The sequence below is a fragment of the Nocardioides sp. NPDC057767 genome, from assembly GCF_042798275.1.
In the GTDB taxonomy this organism is placed as follows: domain Bacteria; phylum Actinomycetota; class Actinomycetes; order Propionibacteriales; family Nocardioidaceae; genus Nocardioides.
On sequence record NZ_JBHVKJ010000016.1, the window covers coordinates 60,348 to 81,103 of the forward strand.

Consider the following 20,756-nt stretch of genomic DNA (forward strand, 5'->3'; position numbering starts at 1 on the left):
GGATGAGGCCCGCGTGCGATGTCGGCCGGTGCGGACGTGAACGACCCGTGTGGCCTGATGGCGTGGGGCTCAGGCTTGTCCGTCCCAGCACGGATAGTGACGGATCATCTGCGAGCCGGTGTGCCGAAGCTCCACGTGTCCCCTGCGCCCTCTGATGGTTCGCCATGGTCGTTGACGAGCCGTTGAAGGCCGAGGTGATCGTGGGCAGGAACCTTCCAAGCCGTCGGCACGCATGCTACGGCGGCCCGTAGGGGCTCCGTCGGGCACGCAACCGGCGCATCCTGGACGTTGTGGCAGAGCAGCAAGGCAAGGCTGTGACACGGTTCGCCGGCCGGCGTCGGTGGCACTGCCACGCTGTCAGCACTGCGACGGCCCGATGCCCGCGGGGCGGCGTCGACGGGCCGTCCGCGGGTCTACTGTTCGCAGGCCTATCGCAAGGCCGCCTACGAGCAACGCCGTGCCCGTGAGCCCGAGGCCACCCGGGTGAAGCTGGTCGAGCAGCAGGTCGTCGAGACCCGACGTCCTCCGTTCCCTGGCTGGGAGAGAACTGATCGAACGCCCTTCGTCGTTGCTGGGTGCTCGTTGCCTCCGGCGAGGATCTTCAGCCGCGTCGTCGTGACGAGGTTGAGGTCGTCGGGAGGGAGCCAATTACACAGATTTCCTGACAGACCCTCAACCGGTACCTCACCCGCGACTTCTACCAAGGCGCGTTGAAGGACCTCGCGCTGGGCACCGACCCGTGGAACACCAACCGATATGCGGTCACTGGCGGCAACCCGATCGGTGGGATCCAGCTCGACGGGCATATGACCATCACCGACACCGGTAGCGGTGGGAGCGCGCCCGCACCGACGAATGCACCCGGATGCGGCACCTGGGGTCTCGCGGCCTGCAACCCAGATCCCGAGCGCAAGGTCGACCCTGTCGTCGAAGGCATGGTCTCTTCAGGGGATGGTGGAGATGCCCTCGGTGGCGCGGCGAACTCAGCGATCGGGCTCGCAGAGCTGACCCCGTTCTCGGGTCTGGTGAACGCGTTCGGCCTCGACGACTATGCCAGGGAGACGGTCAACGAGAAGTTGGATGTTGACACCACGACCAACGCCTACGTCGCCGGCGGGATCACCTTCGACGTAGCCACTGCGTTCGTCGGTGGTGGCGGAGGACTTGCCGCTAAGGGAACCAAGACTCTCGCCAGCGGCGCGTCGAAGGCCGCAAAGATGGGATGGATGGAGGCATCCCTTCTAGCAGTAGCGTGACCCATGGATCAATCTTTACGCGGATAGGAGATGACGCGATCTCGGCCCGAAATGCGAAGAACGTCGCCAACAATGGACTCCATGACGTTCTTGCTCACGGGACGAGGGACGGGTTCCTCGACCTAGCCGAGGGGAACGTGAACGGTGGGCAGATCATAGATGCTATTCGCTCCAACCCGAACTACTCGGGGTGTTGTATCCGACTGATGGTCTGTCACTCGGGCGCGTCCGGGATCGGTCAGCAGATCGCTAACGAGATGGGTGTCATCGTGAGAGCGCCGACGAACAAGGTCGGAACAACCCGATGCTCGGGCCGGGGCGATCTCCCGTTATCGCGGACGGCGGCTACTGGCGCACGTTCCTGCCGATCGTGGGGGTGAGCTGATGGAGTTCGTTGGCTTCTTTCGAGAGCTCGACCCAGACGGCCCGAGTGACATCTACGGCCGACGGCTCGCTGACGCAGTCGGTGGCGACGTGACCTATTCAAGGGCGGAGGTGCTTACCTACTTGGAGTCGGGATATCCGATTCTGGATGTCGTGGAGAGCACGCCCGACCCCTTGGTGCCGGACCTGTCGGTTCGGGGAGGTCCTTCTTTGCTGACCGATGGGCTCTGGGTTTGGCGCCACGACCTAGCGCACTACGTGCGCCACCACGGCGTGGACCTTCCCGAGGCCTTCTTGCGGCGGATGGATGCGATGGACCACACGATTCCCGACGTGGACGTTGACGCGCTGCGCACCTTCTCGCTCGAGGTGTCGACGAGGTTGGGGTACACGTAGTTTGGGCCGTGGTCAACGGCGTTACACGGCTGGGAACGGCTTTCGACCCAAAGTTCGTCAGGTGATGTTGCGATGATCGAGATCGAACCCCGGCCGCTGACCGAGCGACGTCGCTCCCGATCGTCCAGCAGAGCCGGTGGCGGGGGAGGGGCGATGACGTTGATTGTGCAAGCGATGTCGGTAGCTACGGTGTCGACACATAGCGGTGCGGCCCAGCCGGCCTCAATCACGGTGGTGGCTATGGCGGCAGTGATGGCTGGATGCGGGTGGATCGCGCATCTGTCGTTCCGGATAGGCGGACTCACGCACTCCTTGACCGGTACGCGGCCGACGAATGAGTTGTCGCTTCGGGCGTCCTACGCTTGCTTGCCTGCCTCGATCGGATTCACCTGGATGGCGACCATCCTGGCAGCGGATAGATGGTTGAGCCCGACAGAAGATGTCGCACGAGGGTTAGCTTTGCTGCTTCTCGTCACATTTGTCGGGAGTGGTGCGTGGGGGATCAAGGAGTTCTACTGGCCAACGCTTCGGCGAACCCCCGTCTGGCTGATCGATGAAATGAAGAGCAATGCGCGTCTGCGCGTTGCGATCTGTGGAAGGCGGGCTTTCCCTGCGGAAAGTCGCCACCAGCCCTAGCGCCTGGCAACGCCTCACCACTGCGGCTCGTCGCTGAACCCGCCGTAGTCGTCGAGGTCGGCGTCGTCGCGGCGGTAGCTCTCGCCGTCGCCGTTGCGCTTGTCGAGCTTGTCCTCCTTCTTGCTCTGGTCCTGCGGCGGGTCCGGCGGGTCGTCCTGCTGGTCAGGCCTGATCGGCGTCTTCGGGGTCAGCTTCTCCTGGAGGCGCTCCTCGACGGACTCACCCTGCTGGGACTGCTCGGGGCCCTGGCCGGCGTCGGTGGGGCAGTCGCCCTCCTTCAGCGTGGCGAGCGCCTCCTCGTAGGCAGCCTTCGCGCCCTGCTGGTCGCCGGCGTCGCGGGCGCGGTCGCCGATCGCCTCCTGGGTCAGCGACATGTTGATGCGTACGGTGCACTCGTGGTCCTCGGGCACCCGCTCCAGGGCCTCGCCGTAGTAGGCGATCGCGCGGGCGTTCTCGCCGAGCAGGAAGGCGGCGTTGCCGGCGTCGAAGTGGGCGATCCACGGCTGCAGGATGTTGAGGTCGCGGTTGGCCGAGTAGTGCTCCATCGCGGTCGCGGCGTCGCGTAGGTCCCAGGCATCTCGGCCGGCCCGGTCGTGGTGGCCCATCAGGATCACCTTCGTCAGGAAGGCCAGCCCGATCACCACCGGCACGATCCCGGCCAGCAGGAGAGCGCGTCGCACCTGCTCGCGGGCGGTGCGTACGGGGGGCTGCGGCTCGGTGGCCTCGACGGGTGTCTCGGTGAGTGTCACGACAGCACCTCCTCGGCCTCGTGCCCGCGACGGCGGTGGCCCCACAGTTCCCAGAGCAAGAGTGCCAGCAGGGGGAAGCCGAAGATCCAGGCGCGGGACACCTCGCCGCCGGCGGAGGTCTTCTCGGTCAGCATCTCGGAGTCCCAGGTGGAGGCCTCGGTGGCGATCTCCTTGGTCTCCTTCGTCGTGCGGTGAAGCGTCTGAAGACCCATCTGACCTGCGATGTCGCGCAGGTTGGCCAGGTCGATCCGGGAGCGGGCGTCCTGGCCCTCGCCGTCCTTGAGGTAGCCGTCCTGGGGGCGTTCGTCGTCCCACGGCATCCGGCCACCCTCCTCGGTGCCGTAGCCGAGCACCACGCCGCCGGCGGAGAGGTCGTCGATCTCGCTGAACGACTGCTGGTCGACGCCCTCGCGGGTGTTCTCCCCGTCGGAGGCGAACACCACGATCCGGCGCCGCTCCGGGAAGCGCTCCTGGTCACGCTCGAGCGCCGCGATGACCTCGTCACGTGGGGCGTCGACCATCGAGCCGGACCCGTCGAAGGCCCGCTCGGCGTAGAGACCGTCGACCCAGGCGTTGAAGGCCGTGGTGTCGTAGGTGAACGGCATCTCGGTGCGCACGACCTCGCCACCGAAGGTGATCGCCCCGAACCGCACCGACGGCAGCGCCGCCGAGAGCGCCTTGAGGTCCTTCTTGAGCTGCGTCATCCGGGCCTCGCCGCCGGGCCCGTCCTCGGCGACCATCGACCGGGTCCGGTCGACCACGACGAGGACATCGAGATCGGCCGTACGCATCTCCGCCGGTGCCGCGCCCCAGCTCGGCCGCACCAGGACGACGACGGTGAGCAGGACGATCAGCACGCGGCGTACGAGCGTGAGGATCTGCCATCCCAGAGCACTCATCGGCCCACCTCGCTCGGTGGCCGGGTCTGCTGGGTCTGCTGGGGCCACGGGGCCGCCGGCGGAGCCGGGCGGGGACGCGAGGACAGCCGCCCGGAGCGCGCCAGCGCGTAGACCCACCCGGCGATGAGCATGAGGACCCCGAGGACGATCGTCGCGATCGGCCAGCCGGGAGCATCGCGGATCTGGTATTTCGGCGGCTCGACGACCTCGTCGGCCGAGAGCCGGTCGATGCCGGCCAGGATGGATTCGATCGAGCCGTCGTCACCGAGCAGCGAGAAGGTGCCGCCGGTGTCGGTCATCGCCTTGTCGAAGGTGGCGCGCTTGTCCTCCTGGAAGCTGAGGTCGGCGGAGCCGATGCCGTAGAGCTGGACGTCGCGCTCCTTGGCGAACTCGGTGGCCTCGGGCAGCGAGTAGACCGGCGGACCGCCCTGCGGGTCGTTGTCGGAGGCGACGATGACTGCGCGGCCGCGCTCGGGGTTGGACAGGTCGAAGCGCTTGACGCAGGAGACGATCCCGTCGCTGATCAGGGAGGCGCGCTCCTTGCCGAGGTAGGTGCCGGCGACGTACTCCTGGTCGCCGAGGGCGAAGGCCCGGCCGGCGCGCGCCAGCTCGTCCTGCACCCAGCCGTAGTCGTCGGTGAGGGGGAAGACGGTGACCGCGGCGTCGCTCCACAGGACCAGGCTGACCCGCTCGCCGTCGAGGCCGGCGACGAGCTGGGAGTAGGCCTGGGTGACCTGGGTGTCCTCGTCGAACATCGAGGTCGAGGCGTCCAGGCAGAGCACGATGTCGCGGGTGGAGTAGCGGTTCTGGGTGATGTCGGTGGTCTGCGGGCGGGCGATCAGCCAGATGCAGCCGATCACCGCGAGCGCGATCCCCGCGGTCTGCCACCAGGACAGCCAGCGCTGCTGGGTGGCGAGCTCCCGGAACCGGGGGAGCCGCTTGAGGCGCTCGGTGTGGGCGACGAGCACGGCGTCGGCCGGGCGGCGATGCACCCGGGCGGCGAGCACGACGATCGCGGCGACGGCGATGACCGTGACGACCAGCATGATCACGCCGAGGACGGGCCATCTCAGGTCCATGTCGTCACCACCTGCCGGGCCCTGCCCAGCGCCTCGGGGAAGCGCTCGGCCGCCTGGCCCTCCTCCTCGGAGGCGAAGGCGGGTGGGTACATCACCTCGACGGCCATCGCCAGGGGGCGGGTGCGGGGGTCGCTGCGTACGGTCGCCTTCAGATCGGCGAGGACCATCTTGTCGGCCGGGATCTGGCTGACCTCGGCGACGTAGTCGCGCACGGTGCGGCTCAGGTGCTGGTGGCCGACCCGCGCAGGTACGTCGCCGCGGTGCACCGCCCGCTCGATCCGGTCGATCTCGGCCAAATGCTCGGCGCGCAGGTCGCGCGGCTCGGGGACCCACGGCGTCTGGACCTCGACGACCGGGCGGCGCTTGCGGGTCAGCAGGATGACCGCGAGGTAGTAGAGCGCCACCCCGGCGAGCAGCGCGAGCGCGAGCACCAGCCACCAGCCCGAGTGGGCCAGCGGCTGCTGGAACTCCTCGGGGACGCTACCTGCGCGCATGACGGTGCCTCTCCAGGAGATGGAAGACGGCGCCGATCGCGGTGGTGTCGTCGCGGACCCGCTGGTAGGCGATGCCGAGGCGGTCCAGGGTGCTGCGCAGGCTGTGCTCCTCGGCGGCGGCCAGCTCGGCGTACTGGGCCTGGAGGAGCGCGTCGCCACTGAGCCATCCCGGCAGGGCGGCGACGGTGTCGACGTCGACGGTCGGTGCGCCGCCGGCCACCGCGGTGGTGGGGTCGAGGTCGTCGATACCCGCGACCAGCACCTCGTGCTGGACGGTGAGGCGGCGCAGGATCGCGGCCATCTCGTCGCTGACCGAGTGCTCGTCGGTGACGACGAGCAGGATCGCCCGGCGGCGTACGTTGGTGGCGATGTGGCGCAGGACGGCGACGACGTCCGCCTCCGCGGCGTCGGGGGTGGTGGCGTCGTGGGCCTGTCCCAGCGCCCGCTCGAGCGCGACCTCGGTGTCGGCGGGCTTGGTGAGCTTCTGGGTCTCCGAGTCGCCGTAGGCGACCGCGACCTTGTCGCCGTGGCGCACGCCCAGCCAGCCGACCAGGCCGGCGGTGAAGATCGCCAGGTCACGCTTGGTCGTGGTGCCGGTCGCCTGCGCCGCCATGCTCCGGCCCGTGGAGATGGCCAGCAGCACCAGATGCTGGCGCTCGGCGGTGAACCGCTTGACCAGCAGGCTCCGGGAGCGGGCCGTCGCCTTCCAGTCGATGTCCTTCACGTCGTCGCCGGGGACGTACTCCCGAAGGTCGTGGAAGTCCATGCTTCGGCCGGTCTGGAGGCTGGCGTACTCCCCGTCGAGCAGGCCCACTACCTTGCGGTGGGCATGGATCATCAGCCGCGTGCGGATCCGGGGGAGGTACGTCGCCATGTGCTCAGGGGAGATCAGGGGCTGGGAACAGCGCGGACCAGTGCGTCGACGAGCATCTCCGGCTGGACCTTCTCGGCCAGTGCCTCGAAGCTGAGGTGGAGCCGGTGGCGCAGGATGCTGTGGCGCAGCTCGCGCACGTCCTCGGGGGTGACGTAGGAACGGCCGAGCAGCAGCGCGGCCGCGCGGGAGGCCTGCAGGAACGCGATCGAGGCACGCGGGGACGCGCCGATCTCGACGTAGGAGCCGGTCTCCGGCCCGAGGAGCTGGCGGGCGTTGCGGGTGGCCTGGACGAGGGCGACGATGTAGCGCTTGATCGCCGGGTCGACGTAGACGCGCTTGGTCAGCTCCTGGAGCCAGATCACGTCGTCGGGGTCGGCGACCGGACGGGTCTCCTCGTGGTCGGGACCGAGCGTGCCCGCCTCGATGCGCTCCAGGACGATGAGCTCCTCGCCGTCGCTGGGGTAGTTGACGATCTCCTTGAGCAGGAACCGGTCCATCTGCGCGTGGGGGAGGACGTAGGTGCCCTCCTCCTCGATCGGGTTCTGCGTGGCGAGCACCATGAAGGGGCGCGGCAGCGGGTGGACGTGGCCGGCGATGCTCGTCTGGCGCTCCTGCATCGCCTCGAGCATGGCGCTCTGGGTCTTGGCGGAGCTTCGGTTGATCTCGTCCAGCAGCACGAAGTTGGCGTGGACCGGTCCGAGCTGGGTCTCGAACTCGTGGTTGCGCTGGTCGTAGACCTGGGTGCCGATGATGTCGCTCGGCAGCAGGTCGGGGGTGCACTGGATCCGGGAGAACTGCGCCTTGACCGTCTGGCTCAGCGTGCTCGCGGCAAGTGTCTTGGCCAGCCCCGGCACGCTCTCCAGCAGGACGTGTCCCTCGGAGAGAAGCGCGATCAGCAGCGCCGTCCTGAGGCGTTCCTGGCCGACCACACGGCTGCTGAAGGCGGTGCTGATCCGCCCGACGATCTCCTTCGCCCGGGCGATCTCCTCAGCGGATGGCGGGGCGAGGGTTGGTGCGGTGGTGGTCAAGGCGGCTCCAGAGGCGTCGGCTGTCGGTCCCATCCTTTCCTACCAGCGTACGGAACGCATCTGGGGCCCACCTCAGAAGACGTTGCGGGGCCGGAACTGGACCGAGATCCGCGGGCCGGCGGAGGAGACCTTGGGGATGGCGTGCTCCCAGGTGCGTTGGCAGGAGCCGCCCATGACGACCAGGTCGCCGTGGCCCATCTCGATGCTCATGCCCTTGCCGCCGCCCTGGGGTCGCAGCGCCAGGCGGCGCGGGTCGCCGACGGAGACGATCGCGACCATCGTGTCGTTGCTGCGGCCGCGGCCGATCCTGTCGCCGTGCCAGGCGACCGAGTCGTTGCCGTTGCGGTAGTAGCAGCAGCCCGCGGTCACGAACGGCTCGCCGAGCTCGGGCAGGTAGTGGGCGGTGAGGCGGCCGCGAGCCTCGGCGAGCCGCGGGTGGGGGAGTGGGTCGCCCTGCAGATAGGTGTGCAGGAGCCGGGGCACGTCGACGACGCGGTCGTACATCTGCCGGCGCTCCTCGTGCCACGGGACGTCGTGGACCAGCGCCGCGAAGACGTCGTCGGGATCGGGCAGCCAGCCGCGGGCGACGTCCACCCAGGCTCCGCGGTCCAGATGGATCCGCTCGTAGGTCGTCTCGGTGGTCTCGTCGTCGGTGGGGGCGAAGAGCGTTCCCTGGAAGTCCACCCTGGCAGCATACCTCGGGATCGAACATGTGTTCTAGCGAAATCCTGTATTCGGGTTTCGTTGCACCTGATCTGCCTCATCTCATTGCAATGTCACAACTTGACCAAACCCGGGACCGTACGCCATGTGTACACCTACGCTCTGCTCATGGTCCGGTCGGTCGACGGTGAGCGTTCGCTCAAGCACGTCCAGATCCGGGAGTACGTCCGGGAGCTGGTCATCGGGGAGAGCCCGGGTGCCTCCGCGCCCTCGGAGCGCGAGCTGGTTCAGAAGTTCAGCGTCGCCAGGGCGACCGTGCGGCAGGCGCTCGACGCGCTCGTCGCCGACGGTCTGCTGGTCCGGATCCCGGGCCGGGGGACGTTCGTGGCCCGGCCTCCTCGGGCGCAGAGCCCGGTGCTCGGGTTCAGCGAGGAGATGGCTCGCCGGGGGATGCAGGCGTCCTCGGAGACGCTGCTGCTGGGCAGGGAGAAGGCCGGACCCACCATCGCGCGTGCGCTGGCGATCAAGGAAGGCGCGGCCGTCGTCCACTGGCGGCGTCTGCGGCGGGGCGACGGGGTGCCGATCTGTATCGAGGACGTCTATCTCGACGAGACGATCGTGCCCGGGATGCTCGAGCGCACCACGCCGACCAGCCTCTACGCCGAGCTGGCTCGCCGGCACATGCGCCCGTCGTGGGTCGACGACACGTTCCGGGCCGATGTGGCCAACATCGAGGAGGCCACGCTGCTCGGTCTCTCGGTCGGCGTACCCGTGCTCCGCAGGCAGCGGAAGTCGGTCGCAGGAGACCGCTACGTCGAGGTCTGCCGCTCGGTCTATCGCGCCGACCGCTACGCGCTGCACCTGCAGCTCGGCCCGTCCTGACGCCTGCGGCTCAGAGGTCGCCGAGCGGTGCGACCACGTCGCCGCTCTCCTCGCAGACCCAGATCGGGTCCGGCCCGCCCAGGTCGGGGGTGATGTGGAGCGAGTGCACGGGCGCCTCGGGCGGACAGATGGTGCACACCGGCCAGCGCTCGGAGCTCTCGTCGAAGAGCACGTCCTGCACGTCCTGGGCGACCAGGCCGGCGACGTACGCCTTGCCCTCCGGCCACTGCTCCACCCACCAGCCGCGCTCGGTCATCGCGTCCTCGAGGGCCGACACGGCGGCCGCGCCGGCGAGTCCGCGCGCATCGAGGTCATGGAGCACCCTCGCCCGAGCCTCGAACAGCACTGTCGTGTTCATCACCGACCATTCTCGCCCACCGGTCAAGGAGCCGCCTGGGCGAATCCTGAACGATCACAGACAATCCTCCTTGTGATTCTGATCGATCCGCCGAACGTGCCGAGCCGTGGCCGGATGTGGTCGCACCTGGCCAGTGACACCTCCTACGAGGAGCTGCACGCCTTCGCGAGCCGGATGGGGATCCCGGCCCGTGGGTTCGACCGGGACCACTACGACGTGCCGGCCGAGGCGTACGACGACATGGTCGCCGCCGGTGCGGTCGAGGTCACCTCCCGAGCGCTGGTCTCAGCACTCCTCGCAGCCGGCCTGCGCCGCCGCAAGCCTCGCTAGGCGGGTGACTTCTCGCCCGGCGGGACCGACGCCTCGGCCGAAGGGCTCGACATCCGACGCACGGTGAGCCAGATGGCCGCCGAGATCAGCAGGCCGAGCCCGCCGCCGAGGATGAACCCGCCCTGCCAGCCGATCAGGTCGATGGCGAACCCGGCGGTGGGTGCGCCGACGGCGCTGCCGAGGGTGATCGCCGAGCCGTGCCAGCCCATCACCTCGCCGCGTACGGTCGAGGGGACGCGGCTGGTGATCGCCTCGAGCGCCGCGGTCAGGGTCGGTGCGCAGAAGAAGCCGCTGAGCAGGAGCAGCGCGGCGAAGGAGATCGTGTCCCAGGCGAACGCGGTGAGCACCGTCGTCGCGCCCAGCAGGACGAGCATCACCGCGGCGGACGGGTGGCGGTTGAGTGCGCCGTAGACGAGCGCGCCGACCAGGGACCCGAGGGCCCAGATCGCCATCACCAGCCCGAGGAGGGCGGTGCGGTCGAAGTCGCGCATCGCGGCCACGGTGCCGAGGTCCTCGGCGATGAGGATGAGCGAGGCGGTGAAGGTGCCGGCGAGGAGGAGTACGACGCCGGGGCTCACCCACGAAGGGAGCGCGAAGCGGCGAGCCGGAGCAGCGGAGCTGCTGGGAACCGCGTCGCTCGGCACGGCCGGCTCGCCCTCGGTGATGCTCGGGTTGAGCAGCCACAGCACGATGGCTGCGGCGATCCCGAGCCACTGGGTCACCAGCAGCGCCCACGAGGTGCCGAGGTAGCTGGCGCTGAGCACGCCGATCACCGGGCCGACCATGAAACCGAGCTCGGTCATGATCGCGTCGGCGCTGAGCGCCGCGGTGCGCTGCCCGGGTTCGACCGAGCGGAGAACGACCTGGCGCACGATCGACCAGGACGGCACGGTGAAGAGCCCGGCGACGGCGATCAGCGCGATCAGCGGGAGGTAGCCGACCCAGGGAGCGATCGACCAGGCGATCGGGAGGATCGCCAGCGGCAACAGGAGCGTACGCCGCAGGCCGAGGCGGTCCAGGAGCCGGCCGAGCCAGGGCGCGGAGATCGCCATCGCGATCGCGAGCACGGTCGAGACCAGGCCGGCCTCGGCGTAGGAGCGGTCCAGCGGGCCGACCACGTGAAGGGTCACGATGACAGAGGACGCCGGCATCGGGATCCGCAGGAACAGACCCAGCACGAGGATGCGGCGAACGTCAGGAATCCGCCACAGGTCGGCGTACGTCTGGAAGCTCACCACGAAATTCTGCCACCGGTCCGACCGACCGGGCGAATTGTTATCGGTCGGGTGACAGATATGTGGTGAGGGCCTCCATCTCGGCCGAGATGTTGGCCCGCGCGGCGGCCTCCCAGCTGATCCGCGCGAAGGGTGTCGAGAAGAGCGACTCCTTCTCCAGCAGCCGCGCCAGGACCTGGGCACGACCGTCGCGGAACTCCTCGTCGGAGAGGTGCTGATACTCCTCGCGGACCGTCGCGACGTACTCCTCGTAGCGGTCGGCCGGGGCCGCCAGGATCGCCAGGTCGGCGTCGGAGAGCACTCGGCCGCTGTGGTCGTCGGGCTCCGGGTCGTGGGTCTCGGTCAGCCGCACCAGCCGGGCGACCTCGGCGACGACGTCGGCCTCCAGGTAGGCGGCCAGCGCGTCCTCGGCCCAGGTGGCCGAGCGTTCCTCGGCGTCCCGCTCGCCGTCGTAGACGGAGTCGTGGAAGAAGGCCGCCAGGGTGACGGTCAGCGCGTCGAAGCGCTCTCCCTCCTCCCGCAGCTCCTCGATCCGGCCCAGCACCTCGGAGAGGTGTCGGCGGTCGTGGTAGCGGCGGGTCGGCTCGTCGTACGCCGCCAGAACCTCACCGAGAAGGTCGGTCGCCTCTGGCAGCGGCCAATGTCGAGGGAGCTCCATGGGCCAGAACGCTAGCGTCAGGCGTGGTAGGCGCGCACCCACCTGGTGTGCGGGTTGCCCGCGATCTTCTCCAGCGTCGTGGGCGGCACGCTGGTCACATCGGTGACCACGAAGCCGGTCTCGCCGCTGGTGGCCAGGTATTGACCGGTCACGTTGACGCCCTCGGAGGCGAGCAGGTTGTTGAGCTCGGCGAGCACGCCGGGGACGCTGTCGTGCAGCAGCGCGAGTCGAGAGCCGTCCGCCATCGGCGGCGGCTGGACGGCCGGCAGGTTGACGCTCAGAGCGGTCGAACCGGAGCCGACGAAGTCGCGCAGCTTGCCGGAGACGAACCAGCCGATCTCCTCCTGGGCCTCCTGCGTGGAGCCACCGACGTGGGGAGTGAGGATGACGTTGTCGAGACCCTGGAGCGGGCTCTCGAAGGCGTCGCCCTGGGCCTTGGGCTCGATCGGGAAGACGTCGAGCGCGGCCCCGGCGATGTGTCCGGACTCGATGTGCTTGCGCAGCGCGTCGTTGTCGACCAGGAAGCCACGCGCGGCGTTGATGAAGAGCGAGCGCGGCTTCATCTTCGCGAACTGCTCCTCGCCGAACATGCCCAGGTTGCCGGGGCGCCCGTCGATGTGGATGGAGACCACGTCGGCCTCGGCCAGGAGCGCGTCGAGGGACTTCATCCGGCGCGCGTTGCCGTGGGCGAGGCGGTCGGCGATGTCGTAGAAGATGACGTACATCCCCAGCGCCTCGGCGACGTTGGACAGCTGGGTGCCGATGTTGCCGTAGCCGATGATGCCGAGCGTGCGGCCGCGGACCTCGTGGGAGCCCTTCGCGGACTTGTCCCAGACACCGGCGTGCATCTTCTCGGTCTTCTCCGGCAGCCGTCGGGCCAGGGAGATGATGTAGCCGATGACCAGCTCGACGACCGAGCGGGTGTTGGAGTAGGGGGCGTTGAAGACGGCGACGCCGCGCTCGGCGGCCGCGGCCAGGTCGACCTGGTTGGTGCCGATGCAGAAGCAGCCGATCGCCTTGAGGTCGGTGGCCGCGTCCAGGACCCGCGGGGTGATGTGGGTGTTGGAGCGGATGCCGAGCAGCGTCACGCCGGGCAGGTCGGCCACCAGCTCGTCCTCGGAGAGGGACTTGCTGCGCAGCTCGACCTCGAAGCCGGCCTTCTCGAGGTTCTCGACAGCGACGGGATGGATGTTCTCCAGGAGCAGCGCCTTCATGGCTCAAGCCTAAGGCGCGCGGCGTACGCCTCCTCAATCGCGCCCGAGGGCCGGACGCCGTTCCGTGGCGGTTCTCAGGACCAGTAGATGACCACGCCGTCGCCGATGTTCACCTGGTCGTACAGCGAGGTGATGGCGCCGTAGTCGCGCACGTTCACGCAGCCGTGGGAGGCGCCGTTGTAGCCGTTCGCGGCGAAGTCGGGGGAGTAGTGGACCGCCTGGCCGCCGGAGAAGAACATCGCGAACGGCATCGGGGTCTTGTAGATGGACGACACGTGGTCGCGGCTCTTCGCGAAGACCGAGAACTGGCCCTCGCGGGTGGGCAGCTCCTGCGAGCCGAACCGCACCTCGACGCTCATCTGCACCGTGCCGCCGATCACCCAGCGCAGCATCGAGGTGGACTTGTCGATGCACATCACCCGGCCGGTCAGGCAGCGCGGGTCGAGCTTGCCCGCCGGGACCGGGGGCGGGGCGTTGGTGAGCTCGGCCTCGGTCGGCTCACGGGTCATCGCGTGCAGCCGGTCGAGGGTCGTCTGGTCCACGAAGCCGGTGACCGCGATGCCGCGCTTGGCCTGGAAGCCGGAGACGGCCTCGGTGGTGACGTCGCCGTAGAACCCGGTCACGCCCGCGTTGAACCAGCCGATCTGCTTCAGGCGCGCCTGCAGGTCACGTACGTCGTCGCCGCTGTCGCCCTTGCCGAACAGTCGTGGGCCCGAGGTGGGGGACGGCTTCGGCTCGGGCTTCGGCTTCGCACTGGGCGTCGGCGTCGGCGTGGCGCTCGGCGACGGGCTCGCCGAGGAGGAGGTGGCGGTCGGAGAGGCCGTGGGCTCGGGTGCGGCGGCCGGCTCGCTGGCGCATGCCGCGAACGTGGTTGCCAGCAGGGCGGCCAGCGCCCCTGCGATCATTGCCCGCTTGACCATCTTCATCGCCTCGCTCCGGACCATGGCCCTTCAGGTTAAGCCGGGCCGACGACATACTGATGCCCGAACGGGGTCCTCCGGTTGCATTTCTTCGGGAGATGTCCCGACTGATGGGACGATCTCAACGAGACGGCCGAGCGAGGCGGCCGAACCAGCGGCGCACGGTCCGCTCGAGCCGGTGCCGCGCGCTGTTGCAGGCGACCAGCGGCAGGGTGAGGCCGGCCCGGTCGGCGTCGGCCAGCTCGCGCAGCAGGATCTCCGCGGCCACCCGGGTGTCGTCACCGGCGTCGTGCGCCTTCAGCTGCTCGACCGCGTAGTAGGCGGCGATGGTGGCCAGCGACTTGTCGGGCACGTCGAGGGCGAGCGCCTTAGCGAACCGCATCGTGCACAGCCAGTCCAGGACCTCCAGCCGCACCCCGGCACGGTCGGACTCCACGGCCACGAACGCCCAGTCGAACGCGGCGTTGTGGGCCACGAAGACCCGGCCGGCGAGGCGCTCGGCGATCATCGCGGCGACGTCCCGGAAGGGCGGGGCGCCGGCGAGGTCGGCGCTGGTCAGACCGTGGACCTCGACCGGTCCGGGGTCGACGCCGGCGCCCGGGTTGACCAGTGTCTCCCACTCCGACTCGGCGGTGCCGTCGGCGGCGATCTGGCGGATCGCCACCTGGATCACGCGGTCGCGGTAGGGGTCGAGCCCGGTGGTCTCGACGTCGAGGACCGCGAAGCCCCGTCGGTTGCCCCGGGCTTCGCTTCGGCCGCGCGATTCGGTGGTGGTCACAGTGCTGACGCTATCGGTGGGCACCGACAGTTCGGCTCGTGTCCCCGCGCGGTCGTCAGCCGCCCGCGACGCCCAGGGCCACGATGGCCACGATGACGAGCACCAGCACGACCATCATGAGGACGAACCCGAGGACGCCGGGCTTGCGCTGCTTGACGTGCCCGATCGCACCCTTGCTGAACCCGGTCAGCGGAGAGGAGTAGAAGACCGGCACCGTCTGCCCCTCGGCGACGTCGCAGCTCAGCGACGCCTTGCCGAACTTCCAGGTCCACTGGGTGTACATGTCGACGGTCCAGTGCCCCGGTGGCACCGGGAAGACGTTGCGTCCGTACTGCGTCGGCATCTGGTGGCCGTTGAGCAGCACCGTCGGCACGATCAGGTTGGAGGTCATGTGGCTGCCCTGGATGGTCAGGTCGATCCACCCCACGGGCGGCTGTCCGGGCACCGGCTGGCCCGACTGGTCCGGCATCGTCATGGGGCGCATCATGCCCGATCGGTCAGAGGCGTCGCCGCTCAGATGGCGACGCTGCCGCCATCGCGCCAGTAGAAGCCGCCCTCGCGCATCATGAACCCCTCCTCGTAGAGGTAGCGGCGCAACGCGGCGACGTCTTCGTGGAAGCGCCCCAGGATCTCGTTGACCTCTCGCTCGGAATAGACGTGCCCGAGCTCGAAGGACTGCGCGAGCTGGTTGAGCACGACCAGCTTCTTGACGTGCTTCGACGGGATCGTGAGCAGCCGCCCGTCCTTGCCGAAGAACCGTCTCAGGGTCTCGGCGTCGTCGGGTCGGGGCTGCCAGGTCGCGCGGGTCACCCGTCCATCGTGCTCCCCGCATGCCCGCGATGCGAATGGTTTCGCCGCCGCCGTGCCCGGGCGACGAGGTCGCCGGCGGCCGCCTCCCACCCGGGGAGCTCGAACTCGAAGCCCGCCTCGAGGAGCCTTCCCGGGGCGACGCGGCGGCTCTTGAGGAGCAGCTCGGTGTCCGAACGCATCACCCAGGCGCCGATCTCGGCCATCCAGGCGGTGGCGGGCAGCCCGATGGGCACCCCTGCCTCTCGGCGCAGCACGCGCATCAGGTCGCGCTGGGGCAGCGATCCGGGAGCCGCCAGGTTCACCGGCCCGGAGATGTCGGCGCGCTCGATGAGCAGATCGCAGGCGCGTACGAAGTCCCGCTCGTGGATCCACGAGACGAACTGCTCGCCGCCGGCGACCGGGCCGCCGAGGCCGAGGCGGGCCATGGTGAGGAGTACGTCGAGCACGCCGCCCTTGTCGGGGCTCATCACCATCGCCGAGCGCAGTGCCACCTTGCGGGTGTGCGGTGTCACCGCCGCGATCTGCTCGGCCTCCCAGTTCTTGGCGATGCGCGTCGAGAACTCCCAGTAGCCCGGCACGTCCGGCTCGTCGCCGCCGATGATGCCGGTGGCCTCGTCGTTGGGCGCGTCGAACCGGTGGGCGTAGATCGTCGCGGTGCTCATCTGCAGCCAGGTGCTCGGCGGGTTCGCCGCCTTCGCGATCGCCTCGCCGACGACCCGGGTCGACTCGACCCGCGAGTCCATCATCTGCTTCAGGTTGGCGTCGGTGTAGCGGCAGCTGACCGTCCGGCCGGCGAGGTTGACCACCACGTCCGCGCCGTCGATCTCCTCGGCCCACGGACCGATCGTGCGGCCGTCCCAGAGGCGGTGGCGTACGCCGTCCTCCAGCTCTTCCGGGTGCCGGGAGAGCACCACGACCTCATGTCCGCGCGTGCTCCAGGCGCGCCGCAGTACGCCTCCGACCTGGCCGGTTCCACCGGGGATGACGATCTTCATGGATCCGACCTTACGGTGAATTTGAGCGATCGCTCAAGACCCGCGCTAGACTGAATTTGAGCAATCGCTCAAACGGGATCGTAGGAGGCGAGATGGCAGGTCGGATGCGGTCGGTGCTCCGAGCGACGGGGCGGGGATGGTGCTTCGGCGCGGTGCTCGGACTCGTGCTCGGGGCCGGTCTCGGCACGCTGCTCATTCCCCTGGTGGGGACGATCTTCGGGACCCTGATCGGGGTGCCGCTCGGTACGGTCGTCGGGCTCGGAGCGACGATCCTCGTGGCGCCGGTCGCGCTGCTGCCGTCCTCGCTGGTCGGCGACCGGATCTGGCCTGGCCTCATCGCGGCGACGCTCACGATCCTGCTCGCCGGTGAGGTGGCTCCTGGCGGCTTCGGCCTCCGGGTGATCTTCGACGGCAGCACGGTGGCCGGGTTCGCGCTGCTGGCGGGTGTGCTTTCGGCATGCTTCGGTCCGACGGTGATCCGCGGCGTACGCGTCAGGTTCCTGCGTACGCTGACGGCCCCCGCCGTCGCCGGCATCGTCGGTGCGCTGGTGGCCGCGGTACAGGTCCTGAGAGCGGAGGGCCTGGGCGAGCCGTTGATGCTGTCGGGGTTCGCGTTCGTCGGGTGGCTGGTCGGCGGCATACTCGGGTTCGTGATGGTCGCTTTCAACCTGCTCGTCACCGAGGAGCCCGCCGCAGAATGAACCCCACCAAGGCCAAGCTGATGCTGGCGGTGACCGACCTGCTCAAGGACGACGGCATCGCGGGGCTCTCGGCGCGCGCGGTCGCCGACCGGGCGGGGGTCAACCAGGCGCTGGTCTTCTACCACTTCGGAACCGTCATGGACCTGGTCGACCAGGCGTGCCGGGCGGCGACGGACGAGGCGGCGGCGTCCTACCGCGACGAGCTCGCCGAGGTGACCTCGCTGAGCGAGCTGCTGGCGCTCGGGCGGGAGCTTCACGAGCGGGAGCGAGCCGCGGGCAACATCACGGTGATGGCCCAGCTGCTGGCCGGTGCGCAGCGGGACAAGGCGCTGGCCGAGACAGGGCGCTATGCCATGGGCCGGTGGAACGAGGAGATCGAGGCCGCGGTCGCTCGTGCGCTGGAGGGGAGCCCGGTCGAGGGCGTCGTGGACGCACCGGGCCTGGCGCGCGCGATCAGCTCGGCGTTCATCGGCCTCCTGATGTACGACGGTGTCGACCGCCCAGGCGCCGAGTCGGCCTTCGCGTCCCTCGAGCAGCTCGGCGCTCTCGTGGAGGTCGTCGAGGATCTCGGGCCTGCGGCACGGCTCGTCCTCCGTTCGCGCCTCAAGGCAGAAGGTCAGCGTCACCCGGAGAGCGGGCGCTGAAGCCGGGCGCGATGATGGTGAGACGGAGCGTCGGACGAGGTCTGAGTGCACCGTGGATGAATGGCGCCAAGTGAGTCGAATCCGGTCTTCGGTCTGGCTCATGTCCGTCGGGTGAACCGGATGTCGCCGTTGGGAAGGCGTTCGTGGAGGTATGCCGGGTCGTGGGCGCGGTGGTGGTGATGGGAGCAGAGGAGGGCGGCGTTGTCGAGGTCGGTGGCACCGCCTTGGGCCCATTCGATCCAGTGGTGGGCTTCGGCCCAGGTGCCGGGGATGTCGCAGCCCTCGGCCTCGCAGGTGGCTGAGTGCAGGCGGAGGGCGCGGCGGTGGGCGGCGGTGAAGAGGCGTTGGCTGCGGCCGAGGTCGAGGACCTCGGAGTCGCCGCCGAGGACGGCGGGGATGATCCCGGCGGTGCACGCCAAGCGGCGGGCCTCGGCCGCGGTGATCGGGGTGCCGCCGAGGACCTGGGCGACGCCCGCTTCCCTGCGGAGCTGGTCGAGGTCGATCGTGACGATCACGGTGGTGGCGTCGCCGCCGTGGATGGCAGCCGGGTCGGGTCGAGGGTCTCGAGCAGCTGGCAGAACGCAAGCCCGAGGCGGCGGTGGTAGGGCAAGAATTCGCCGGTGTCGGTGCGGGTGCCGTCATCACGTCGGGGTGAGGCGAAGGCTTCCAAGGTGGTGGCCAGCCGGTCGGCGGCTGCGTCTGGGATGACCGCGGAGATCCGGGTGGTGCCGTCCCCGAGGCGGCGCATGGTCAGGCGGGTCTTCTTGCGGGCGTGGGCTTCCTCGGTGGCGAGGCGTCGGGCTTCCTCGTGCTCGGCGATCTCGGGGGCGATCACGTCCAGGATCCGGCGGCCGAGCCGACGGAGCTGGGTGGGGTCGAACTGGCACGCGTAGGCGACGAGGGTCTCTTCGGCCTTGGTGCGGATCTCCGGGTCGAGATCGGCGGGCAGGTCGTCGAGGGCTGCCACGATCACGTGGGCTTGGGCGGGGTTGCAGTCCCCGGTGCGCATCGCGGCCGCGACCTGGTCGTAGGTGCGGTCAAGCGCGGACGCGAGCCGCAGGTCCGCACGCAGGGCCTCGGGGCGCTGGTGGGTGTGATGGTGCAGCCAGGCGGCCACGTCCCGGGCCGCCGTCTCGGCGGCCACATCCTCGGCGACCGCGAGGACTCGCAGCTCGAGCTCGGCAAGCTGGGCTTTCGCCCGGGCGATCTCGACCAACGTGGTGGCCTTCTGTTCGGTGGCCATGAACGACGGATTCGCCTCCGCCACACCGTCCAGAGCATCGGTGACAGCGACCACCGCGTCCAGAACAGGGTGCTGTGGCTGCTGCAGCGCGGTCATCGCGGTCACCTCCCGACGTACGAACTCACAGATCTGCCCACGCAGATCCGACTGGGTTCGCTGGTCTCGGAGGCCCGTCGATACGGGCTATTACTTACCCTCGCAGCTCAGCGTTCACGCCCCTGGTTCCCCTGGATTACCCCACACCCGTTGTGTCCCGGGTGAGAGGGCACGCCTCCCGTTGGGAGGTGGTCGGCCTTCACGTTTACGCCTGTGCCGAGCCTACCATATCTACGCAACTCAAGCCATCGAAAACCAAGGAGAAGACCCGATCAGGGACAGGTATCCCAACCAAAAGCCAGACCGCTGCTGGAACCCAGACAACTCAGGCAAATGGCACCCGCCCGGGCACCCTGCTTTGAAATCTCCCAACCCAATCCCGGTATCAGCCCCACCCGCGCTGGAACCCGGCACGAGACCGACGGACACATACCAACCCTCCCCACAAGAAAGCGGCCAGCGAGCTGCCGAACCCGAGGACGTCAGCCCTCGACGGCAGCCCGAGCCATCACGAGGCGGTCGGCGCAGCGCACGGGCATGGTCTGCCAGTAGTAGGGGAAAGTCATCAGGGCGATGAAGAGGGCCCAGCCGCGGCTGCGGAGCCAGGTGGCCTCGTCGAGGTCGAGAAGCCGGCGGAACTCCTCGCGGCCGGCGGCGTCGAGGAGCTCCCAGGCACAGATCAGGTCGACGGTGGGGTCGCCGACCGAGAGGGCGCCGAAGTCGAGTACGGCGGTGAGCCGGCCGTCGCGGGACAGCAGGTTCTCGGCGAGCAGGTCGCCGTGGACCCAGTGCGATCCGGTCTCCGCCGGGGGCAGGGCCATCACCTCGTCCCAGACGGTCTCGACCGCGTCCAGGTCCAGGTCGAGCTCGGCGAGGTCGCGACACTCCTTCAGCCTAGATCGGACGTCGGCGTCGAAGCCGGTGATCGGGCTGCCGCGATACCAGCGCAGCTCGGGGTCGCCGACAGCCTCCGGGGGCACCTCGGTGCGGCGGAGCCCGGTCACGACGCCCGCCAGATCCGCGGCGGTGACGTCACCCGCACCGGGGCCCGGCTTCTCGCCGTCGAGCCAGCGCACCACGCTCCAGCGCTCGGGGTAGCCGAACCCCGGCTCGCCGACCGCCGTCACCTCCGGCACCGGCACCGTAAGGGCGGCCGCGAACTCGGGCAGCCGACGCGCCTCCTGTGTGATCGTGGCCGATCCGCCGGGCTGGCGGGGGAGGCGTACGAGATGGTCCTCGCCCAGCCGGAAGAGCCGGTTGGTCGACCCGGTCGAGTCCAGCGGGCGGAGAGGAAGATCCGCATGAGCAGGGAGGTCGCGCCTCAGCAGGCACCTCACCAGGTCCTCGTCGATCATCAGCTCGTCGTCGTGCATCGGGACGTTCATCGCGGCTGAGCCAACCATGTCCGCACCCGCAGGCGCGCATGATTTTCGC

Annotated in this window: 25 protein-coding genes; 6 read left to right on the plus strand and 19 right to left on the minus strand. The window is 69.4% G+C overall.

All coding sequences use genetic code 11. The features are described 5' to 3' along the window. The first annotated feature begins 710 nt into the window (after positions 1 to 710). Both ACFVDI_RS10575 and ACFVDI_RS10580 read left to right on the plus strand, forming a co-directional pair. The gene (locus tag ACFVDI_RS10575) at positions 711 to 1,256 is read left to right on the plus strand and encodes a hypothetical protein (protein ID WP_378904014.1); all 546 of its coding nucleotides are present in this window, start codon (positions 711 to 713) and stop codon (positions 1,254 to 1,256) included. A 384-nt stretch (positions 1,257 to 1,640) separates the two neighbouring features. Continuing rightward, positions 1,641 to 2,036, plus strand: coding sequence for a hypothetical protein (locus tag ACFVDI_RS10580; RefSeq protein WP_378904017.1), 396 nt, complete (start codon positions 1,641 to 1,643; stop codon positions 2,034 to 2,036). Between the two features lie 650 nt (positions 2,037 to 2,686). Here the strand turns inward: ACFVDI_RS10580 and ACFVDI_RS10585 are convergent. The 7 genes from ACFVDI_RS10585 to ACFVDI_RS10615 form a co-directional block, all read right to left on the minus strand. Next, positions 2,687 to 3,421 carry a hypothetical protein gene (locus ACFVDI_RS10585; RefSeq protein ID WP_378904020.1) on the minus strand — a complete coding sequence of 245 codons (735 nt, stop codon included), beginning with the start codon at positions 3,419 to 3,421 and terminating at the stop codon, positions 2,687 to 2,689. Then, positions 3,418 to 4,320, minus strand: a complete 903-nt coding sequence (locus ACFVDI_RS10590; protein WP_378904023.1) for a VWA domain-containing protein — start codon at positions 4,318 to 4,320, stop codon at positions 3,418 to 3,420. Before ACFVDI_RS10590 ends, ACFVDI_RS10585 begins: the two co-directional genes overlap by 4 nt. After that, positions 4,317 to 5,399, minus strand: a complete 1,083-nt coding sequence (locus tag ACFVDI_RS10595) for a VWA domain-containing protein (RefSeq protein ID WP_378904026.1) — start codon at positions 5,397 to 5,399, stop codon at positions 4,317 to 4,319. The genes ACFVDI_RS10590 and ACFVDI_RS10595 overlap by 4 nt, the downstream gene beginning before the upstream one ends. Next, positions 5,390 to 5,893, minus strand: coding sequence for a hypothetical protein (locus ACFVDI_RS10600; RefSeq protein WP_378904029.1), 504 nt, complete (start codon positions 5,891 to 5,893; stop codon positions 5,390 to 5,392). Before ACFVDI_RS10600 ends, ACFVDI_RS10595 begins: the two co-directional genes overlap by 10 nt. Beyond that, positions 5,880 to 6,767 (minus strand): DUF58 domain-containing protein, encoded by an 888-nt coding sequence (locus ACFVDI_RS10605; RefSeq protein ID WP_378904032.1) that lies wholly within the window; start codon positions 6,765 to 6,767, stop codon positions 5,880 to 5,882. Before ACFVDI_RS10605 ends, ACFVDI_RS10600 begins: the two co-directional genes overlap by 14 nt. A 14-nt stretch (positions 6,768 to 6,781) precedes the next feature. Beyond that, positions 6,782 to 7,795, minus strand: a complete 1,014-nt coding sequence (locus ACFVDI_RS10610) for a MoxR family ATPase (protein WP_008360887.1) — start codon at positions 7,793 to 7,795, stop codon at positions 6,782 to 6,784. A 72-nt stretch (positions 7,796 to 7,867) separates the two neighbouring features. Then, the gene (locus tag ACFVDI_RS10615) at positions 7,868 to 8,479 is read right to left on the minus strand and encodes an alpha-ketoglutarate-dependent dioxygenase AlkB (protein ID WP_378904035.1); all 612 of its coding nucleotides are present in this window, start codon (positions 8,477 to 8,479) and stop codon (positions 7,868 to 7,870) included. 126 nt (positions 8,480 to 8,605) lie between these two features. On the opposite strand from ACFVDI_RS10615, the gene ACFVDI_RS10620 reads away from it, so the two are divergent. Beyond that, positions 8,606 to 9,340 (plus strand): GntR family transcriptional regulator, encoded by a 735-nt coding sequence (locus tag ACFVDI_RS10620; RefSeq protein ID WP_008360897.1) that lies wholly within the window; start codon positions 8,606 to 8,608, stop codon positions 9,338 to 9,340. Positions 9,341 to 9,350: 10 nt separating this feature from the next. Here the strand turns inward: ACFVDI_RS10620 and ACFVDI_RS10625 are convergent, their stop codons facing one another. Further along, the gene (locus tag ACFVDI_RS10625; RefSeq protein WP_378904038.1) at positions 9,351 to 9,698 is read right to left on the minus strand and encodes a hypothetical protein; all 348 of its coding nucleotides are present in this window, start codon (positions 9,696 to 9,698) and stop codon (positions 9,351 to 9,353) included. Between the two features lie 72 nt (positions 9,699 to 9,770). Between ACFVDI_RS10625 and ACFVDI_RS10630 the strand changes: the two genes are divergently transcribed. Then, entirely contained in the window at positions 9,771 to 10,028 is a 258-nt protein-coding gene (locus ACFVDI_RS10630) for a DUF4031 domain-containing protein (protein ID WP_045547837.1), read from the plus strand. Here ACFVDI_RS10630 and ACFVDI_RS10635 read toward each other — a convergent pair. The 8 genes from ACFVDI_RS10635 to ACFVDI_RS10670 form a co-directional block, all read right to left on the minus strand. Further along, a complete protein-coding gene (locus ACFVDI_RS10635) occupies positions 10,025 to 11,263 on the minus strand; it encodes an MFS transporter (protein WP_378904041.1) in 1,239 nt (412 codons plus the stop codon). The genes ACFVDI_RS10630 and ACFVDI_RS10635 overlap by 4 nt on opposite strands. Before the next feature lie 40 nt (positions 11,264 to 11,303). Further along, entirely contained in the window at positions 11,304 to 11,921 is a 618-nt protein-coding gene (locus ACFVDI_RS10640) for a hypothetical protein (RefSeq protein WP_378904044.1), read from the minus strand. Positions 11,922 to 11,938: 17 nt separating this feature from the next. Further along, positions 11,939 to 13,135 carry a phosphoglycerate dehydrogenase gene (gene serA / locus ACFVDI_RS10645; RefSeq protein WP_378904047.1) on the minus strand — a complete coding sequence of 399 codons (1,197 nt, stop codon included), beginning with the start codon at positions 13,133 to 13,135 and terminating at the stop codon, positions 11,939 to 11,941. A gap of 74 nt (positions 13,136 to 13,209) precedes the next feature. Further along, the gene (locus tag ACFVDI_RS10650; protein WP_378904050.1) at positions 13,210 to 14,079 is read right to left on the minus strand and encodes a peptidoglycan-binding protein; all 870 of its coding nucleotides are present in this window, start codon (positions 14,077 to 14,079) and stop codon (positions 13,210 to 13,212) included. A 97-nt stretch (positions 14,080 to 14,176) separates the two neighbouring features. Next, positions 14,177 to 14,833: an exonuclease domain-containing protein gene (locus tag ACFVDI_RS10655; RefSeq protein WP_378904053.1), complete on the minus strand. Its 657-nt coding sequence runs from the start codon at positions 14,831 to 14,833 to the stop codon at positions 14,177 to 14,179. 55 nt (positions 14,834 to 14,888) lie between these two features. Further along, positions 14,889 to 15,308, minus strand: a complete 420-nt coding sequence (locus tag ACFVDI_RS10660; protein ID WP_378904056.1) for a hypothetical protein — start codon at positions 15,306 to 15,308, stop codon at positions 14,889 to 14,891. Positions 15,309 to 15,346: 38 nt separating this feature from the next. Continuing rightward, positions 15,347 to 15,643 carry a DUF2087 domain-containing protein gene (locus ACFVDI_RS10665; protein WP_378904059.1) on the minus strand — a complete coding sequence of 99 codons (297 nt, stop codon included), beginning with the start codon at positions 15,641 to 15,643 and terminating at the stop codon, positions 15,347 to 15,349. Next, on the minus strand, positions 15,640 to 16,638 hold the full coding sequence (locus tag ACFVDI_RS10670) for a TIGR01777 family oxidoreductase (RefSeq protein WP_378904062.1): 999 nt from the start codon (positions 16,636 to 16,638) through the stop codon (positions 15,640 to 15,642). The genes ACFVDI_RS10665 and ACFVDI_RS10670 overlap by 4 nt, the downstream gene beginning before the upstream one ends. Positions 16,639 to 16,730: 92 nt before the next feature. On the opposite strand from ACFVDI_RS10670, the gene ACFVDI_RS10675 reads away from it, so the two are divergent. Next, positions 16,731 to 17,339 (plus strand): hypothetical protein, encoded by a 609-nt coding sequence (locus ACFVDI_RS10675; protein ID WP_378904065.1) that lies wholly within the window; start codon positions 16,731 to 16,733, stop codon positions 17,337 to 17,339. Continuing rightward, a complete protein-coding gene (locus ACFVDI_RS10680; protein ID WP_378904068.1) occupies positions 17,336 to 17,983 on the plus strand; it encodes a TetR/AcrR family transcriptional regulator in 648 nt (215 codons plus the stop codon). The genes ACFVDI_RS10675 and ACFVDI_RS10680 overlap by 4 nt, the downstream gene beginning before the upstream one ends. A 98-nt stretch (positions 17,984 to 18,081) precedes the next feature. Here the strand turns inward: ACFVDI_RS10680 and ACFVDI_RS10685 are convergent, their stop codons facing one another. The 3 genes from ACFVDI_RS10685 to ACFVDI_RS10695 all read right to left on the minus strand — a co-directional run bounded on the left by ACFVDI_RS10685 (position 18,082) and on the right by ACFVDI_RS10695 (position 20,725). Further along, positions 18,082 to 18,498, minus strand: a complete 417-nt coding sequence (locus tag ACFVDI_RS10685; protein ID WP_378904071.1) for a DUF222 domain-containing protein — start codon at positions 18,496 to 18,498, stop codon at positions 18,082 to 18,084. After that, positions 18,495 to 19,322, minus strand: a complete 828-nt coding sequence (locus ACFVDI_RS10690; protein WP_378904074.1) for a DUF222 domain-containing protein — start codon at positions 19,320 to 19,322, stop codon at positions 18,495 to 18,497. The genes ACFVDI_RS10685 and ACFVDI_RS10690 overlap by 4 nt, the downstream gene beginning before the upstream one ends. A 482-nt stretch (positions 19,323 to 19,804) precedes the next feature. Further along, positions 19,805 to 20,725 (minus strand): aminoglycoside phosphotransferase family protein, encoded by a 921-nt coding sequence (locus ACFVDI_RS10695; RefSeq protein WP_378904077.1) that lies wholly within the window; start codon positions 20,723 to 20,725, stop codon positions 19,805 to 19,807. Positions 20,726 to 20,756 lie beyond the last annotated feature (31 nt).

Excerpts from the sequence above, each read along its gene's own strand:
- ACFVDI_RS10580 (WP_378904017.1), top strand. The coding sequence starts at position 1,641 with ATGGAGTTCGTTGGCTTCTTTCGAGAGCTCGACCCAGACGGCCCGAGT.
- ACFVDI_RS10590 (WP_378904023.1), bottom strand. The coding sequence starts at position 4,320 with ATGAGTGCTCTGGGATGGCAGATCCTCACGCTCGTACGCCGCGTGCTG.
- ACFVDI_RS10595 (WP_378904026.1), bottom strand. The coding sequence starts at position 5,399 with ATGGACCTGAGATGGCCCGTCCTCGGCGTGATCATGCTGGTCGTCACG.
- ACFVDI_RS10600 (WP_378904029.1), bottom strand. The coding sequence starts at position 5,893 with ATGCGCGCAGGTAGCGTCCCCGAGGAGTTCCAGCAGCCGCTGGCCCAC.
- ACFVDI_RS10605 (WP_378904032.1), bottom strand. The coding sequence starts at position 6,767 with ATGGCGACGTACCTCCCCCGGATCCGCACGCGGCTGATGATCCATGCC.
- ACFVDI_RS10625 (WP_378904038.1), bottom strand. The coding sequence starts at position 9,698 with ATGAACACGACAGTGCTGTTCGAGGCTCGGGCGAGGGTGCTCCATGAC.
- ACFVDI_RS10640 (WP_378904044.1), bottom strand. The coding sequence starts at position 11,921 with ATGGAGCTCCCTCGACATTGGCCGCTGCCAGAGGCGACCGACCTTCTC.
- serA (WP_378904047.1), bottom strand. The coding sequence starts at position 13,135 with ATGAAGGCGCTGCTCCTGGAGAACATCCATCCCGTCGCTGTCGAGAAC.
- ACFVDI_RS10650 (WP_378904050.1), bottom strand. The coding sequence starts at position 14,079 with ATGGTCCGGAGCGAGGCGATGAAGATGGTCAAGCGGGCAATGATCGCA.
- ACFVDI_RS10660 (WP_378904056.1), bottom strand. The coding sequence starts at position 15,308 with ATGACGATGCCGGACCAGTCGGGCCAGCCGGTGCCCGGACAGCCGCCC.
- ACFVDI_RS10670 (WP_378904062.1), bottom strand. The coding sequence starts at position 16,638 with ATGAAGATCGTCATCCCCGGTGGAACCGGCCAGGTCGGAGGCGTACTG.
- ACFVDI_RS10675 (WP_378904065.1), top strand. The coding sequence starts at position 16,731 with ATGGCAGGTCGGATGCGGTCGGTGCTCCGAGCGACGGGGCGGGGATGG.
- ACFVDI_RS10680 (WP_378904068.1), top strand. The coding sequence starts at position 17,336 with ATGAACCCCACCAAGGCCAAGCTGATGCTGGCGGTGACCGACCTGCTC.
- ACFVDI_RS10690 (WP_378904074.1), bottom strand. The coding sequence starts at position 19,322 with ATGACCGCGCTGCAGCAGCCACAGCACCCTGTTCTGGACGCGGTGGTC.
- ACFVDI_RS10695 (WP_378904077.1), bottom strand. The coding sequence starts at position 20,725 with ATGGTTGGCTCAGCCGCGATGAACGTCCCGATGCACGACGACGAGCTG.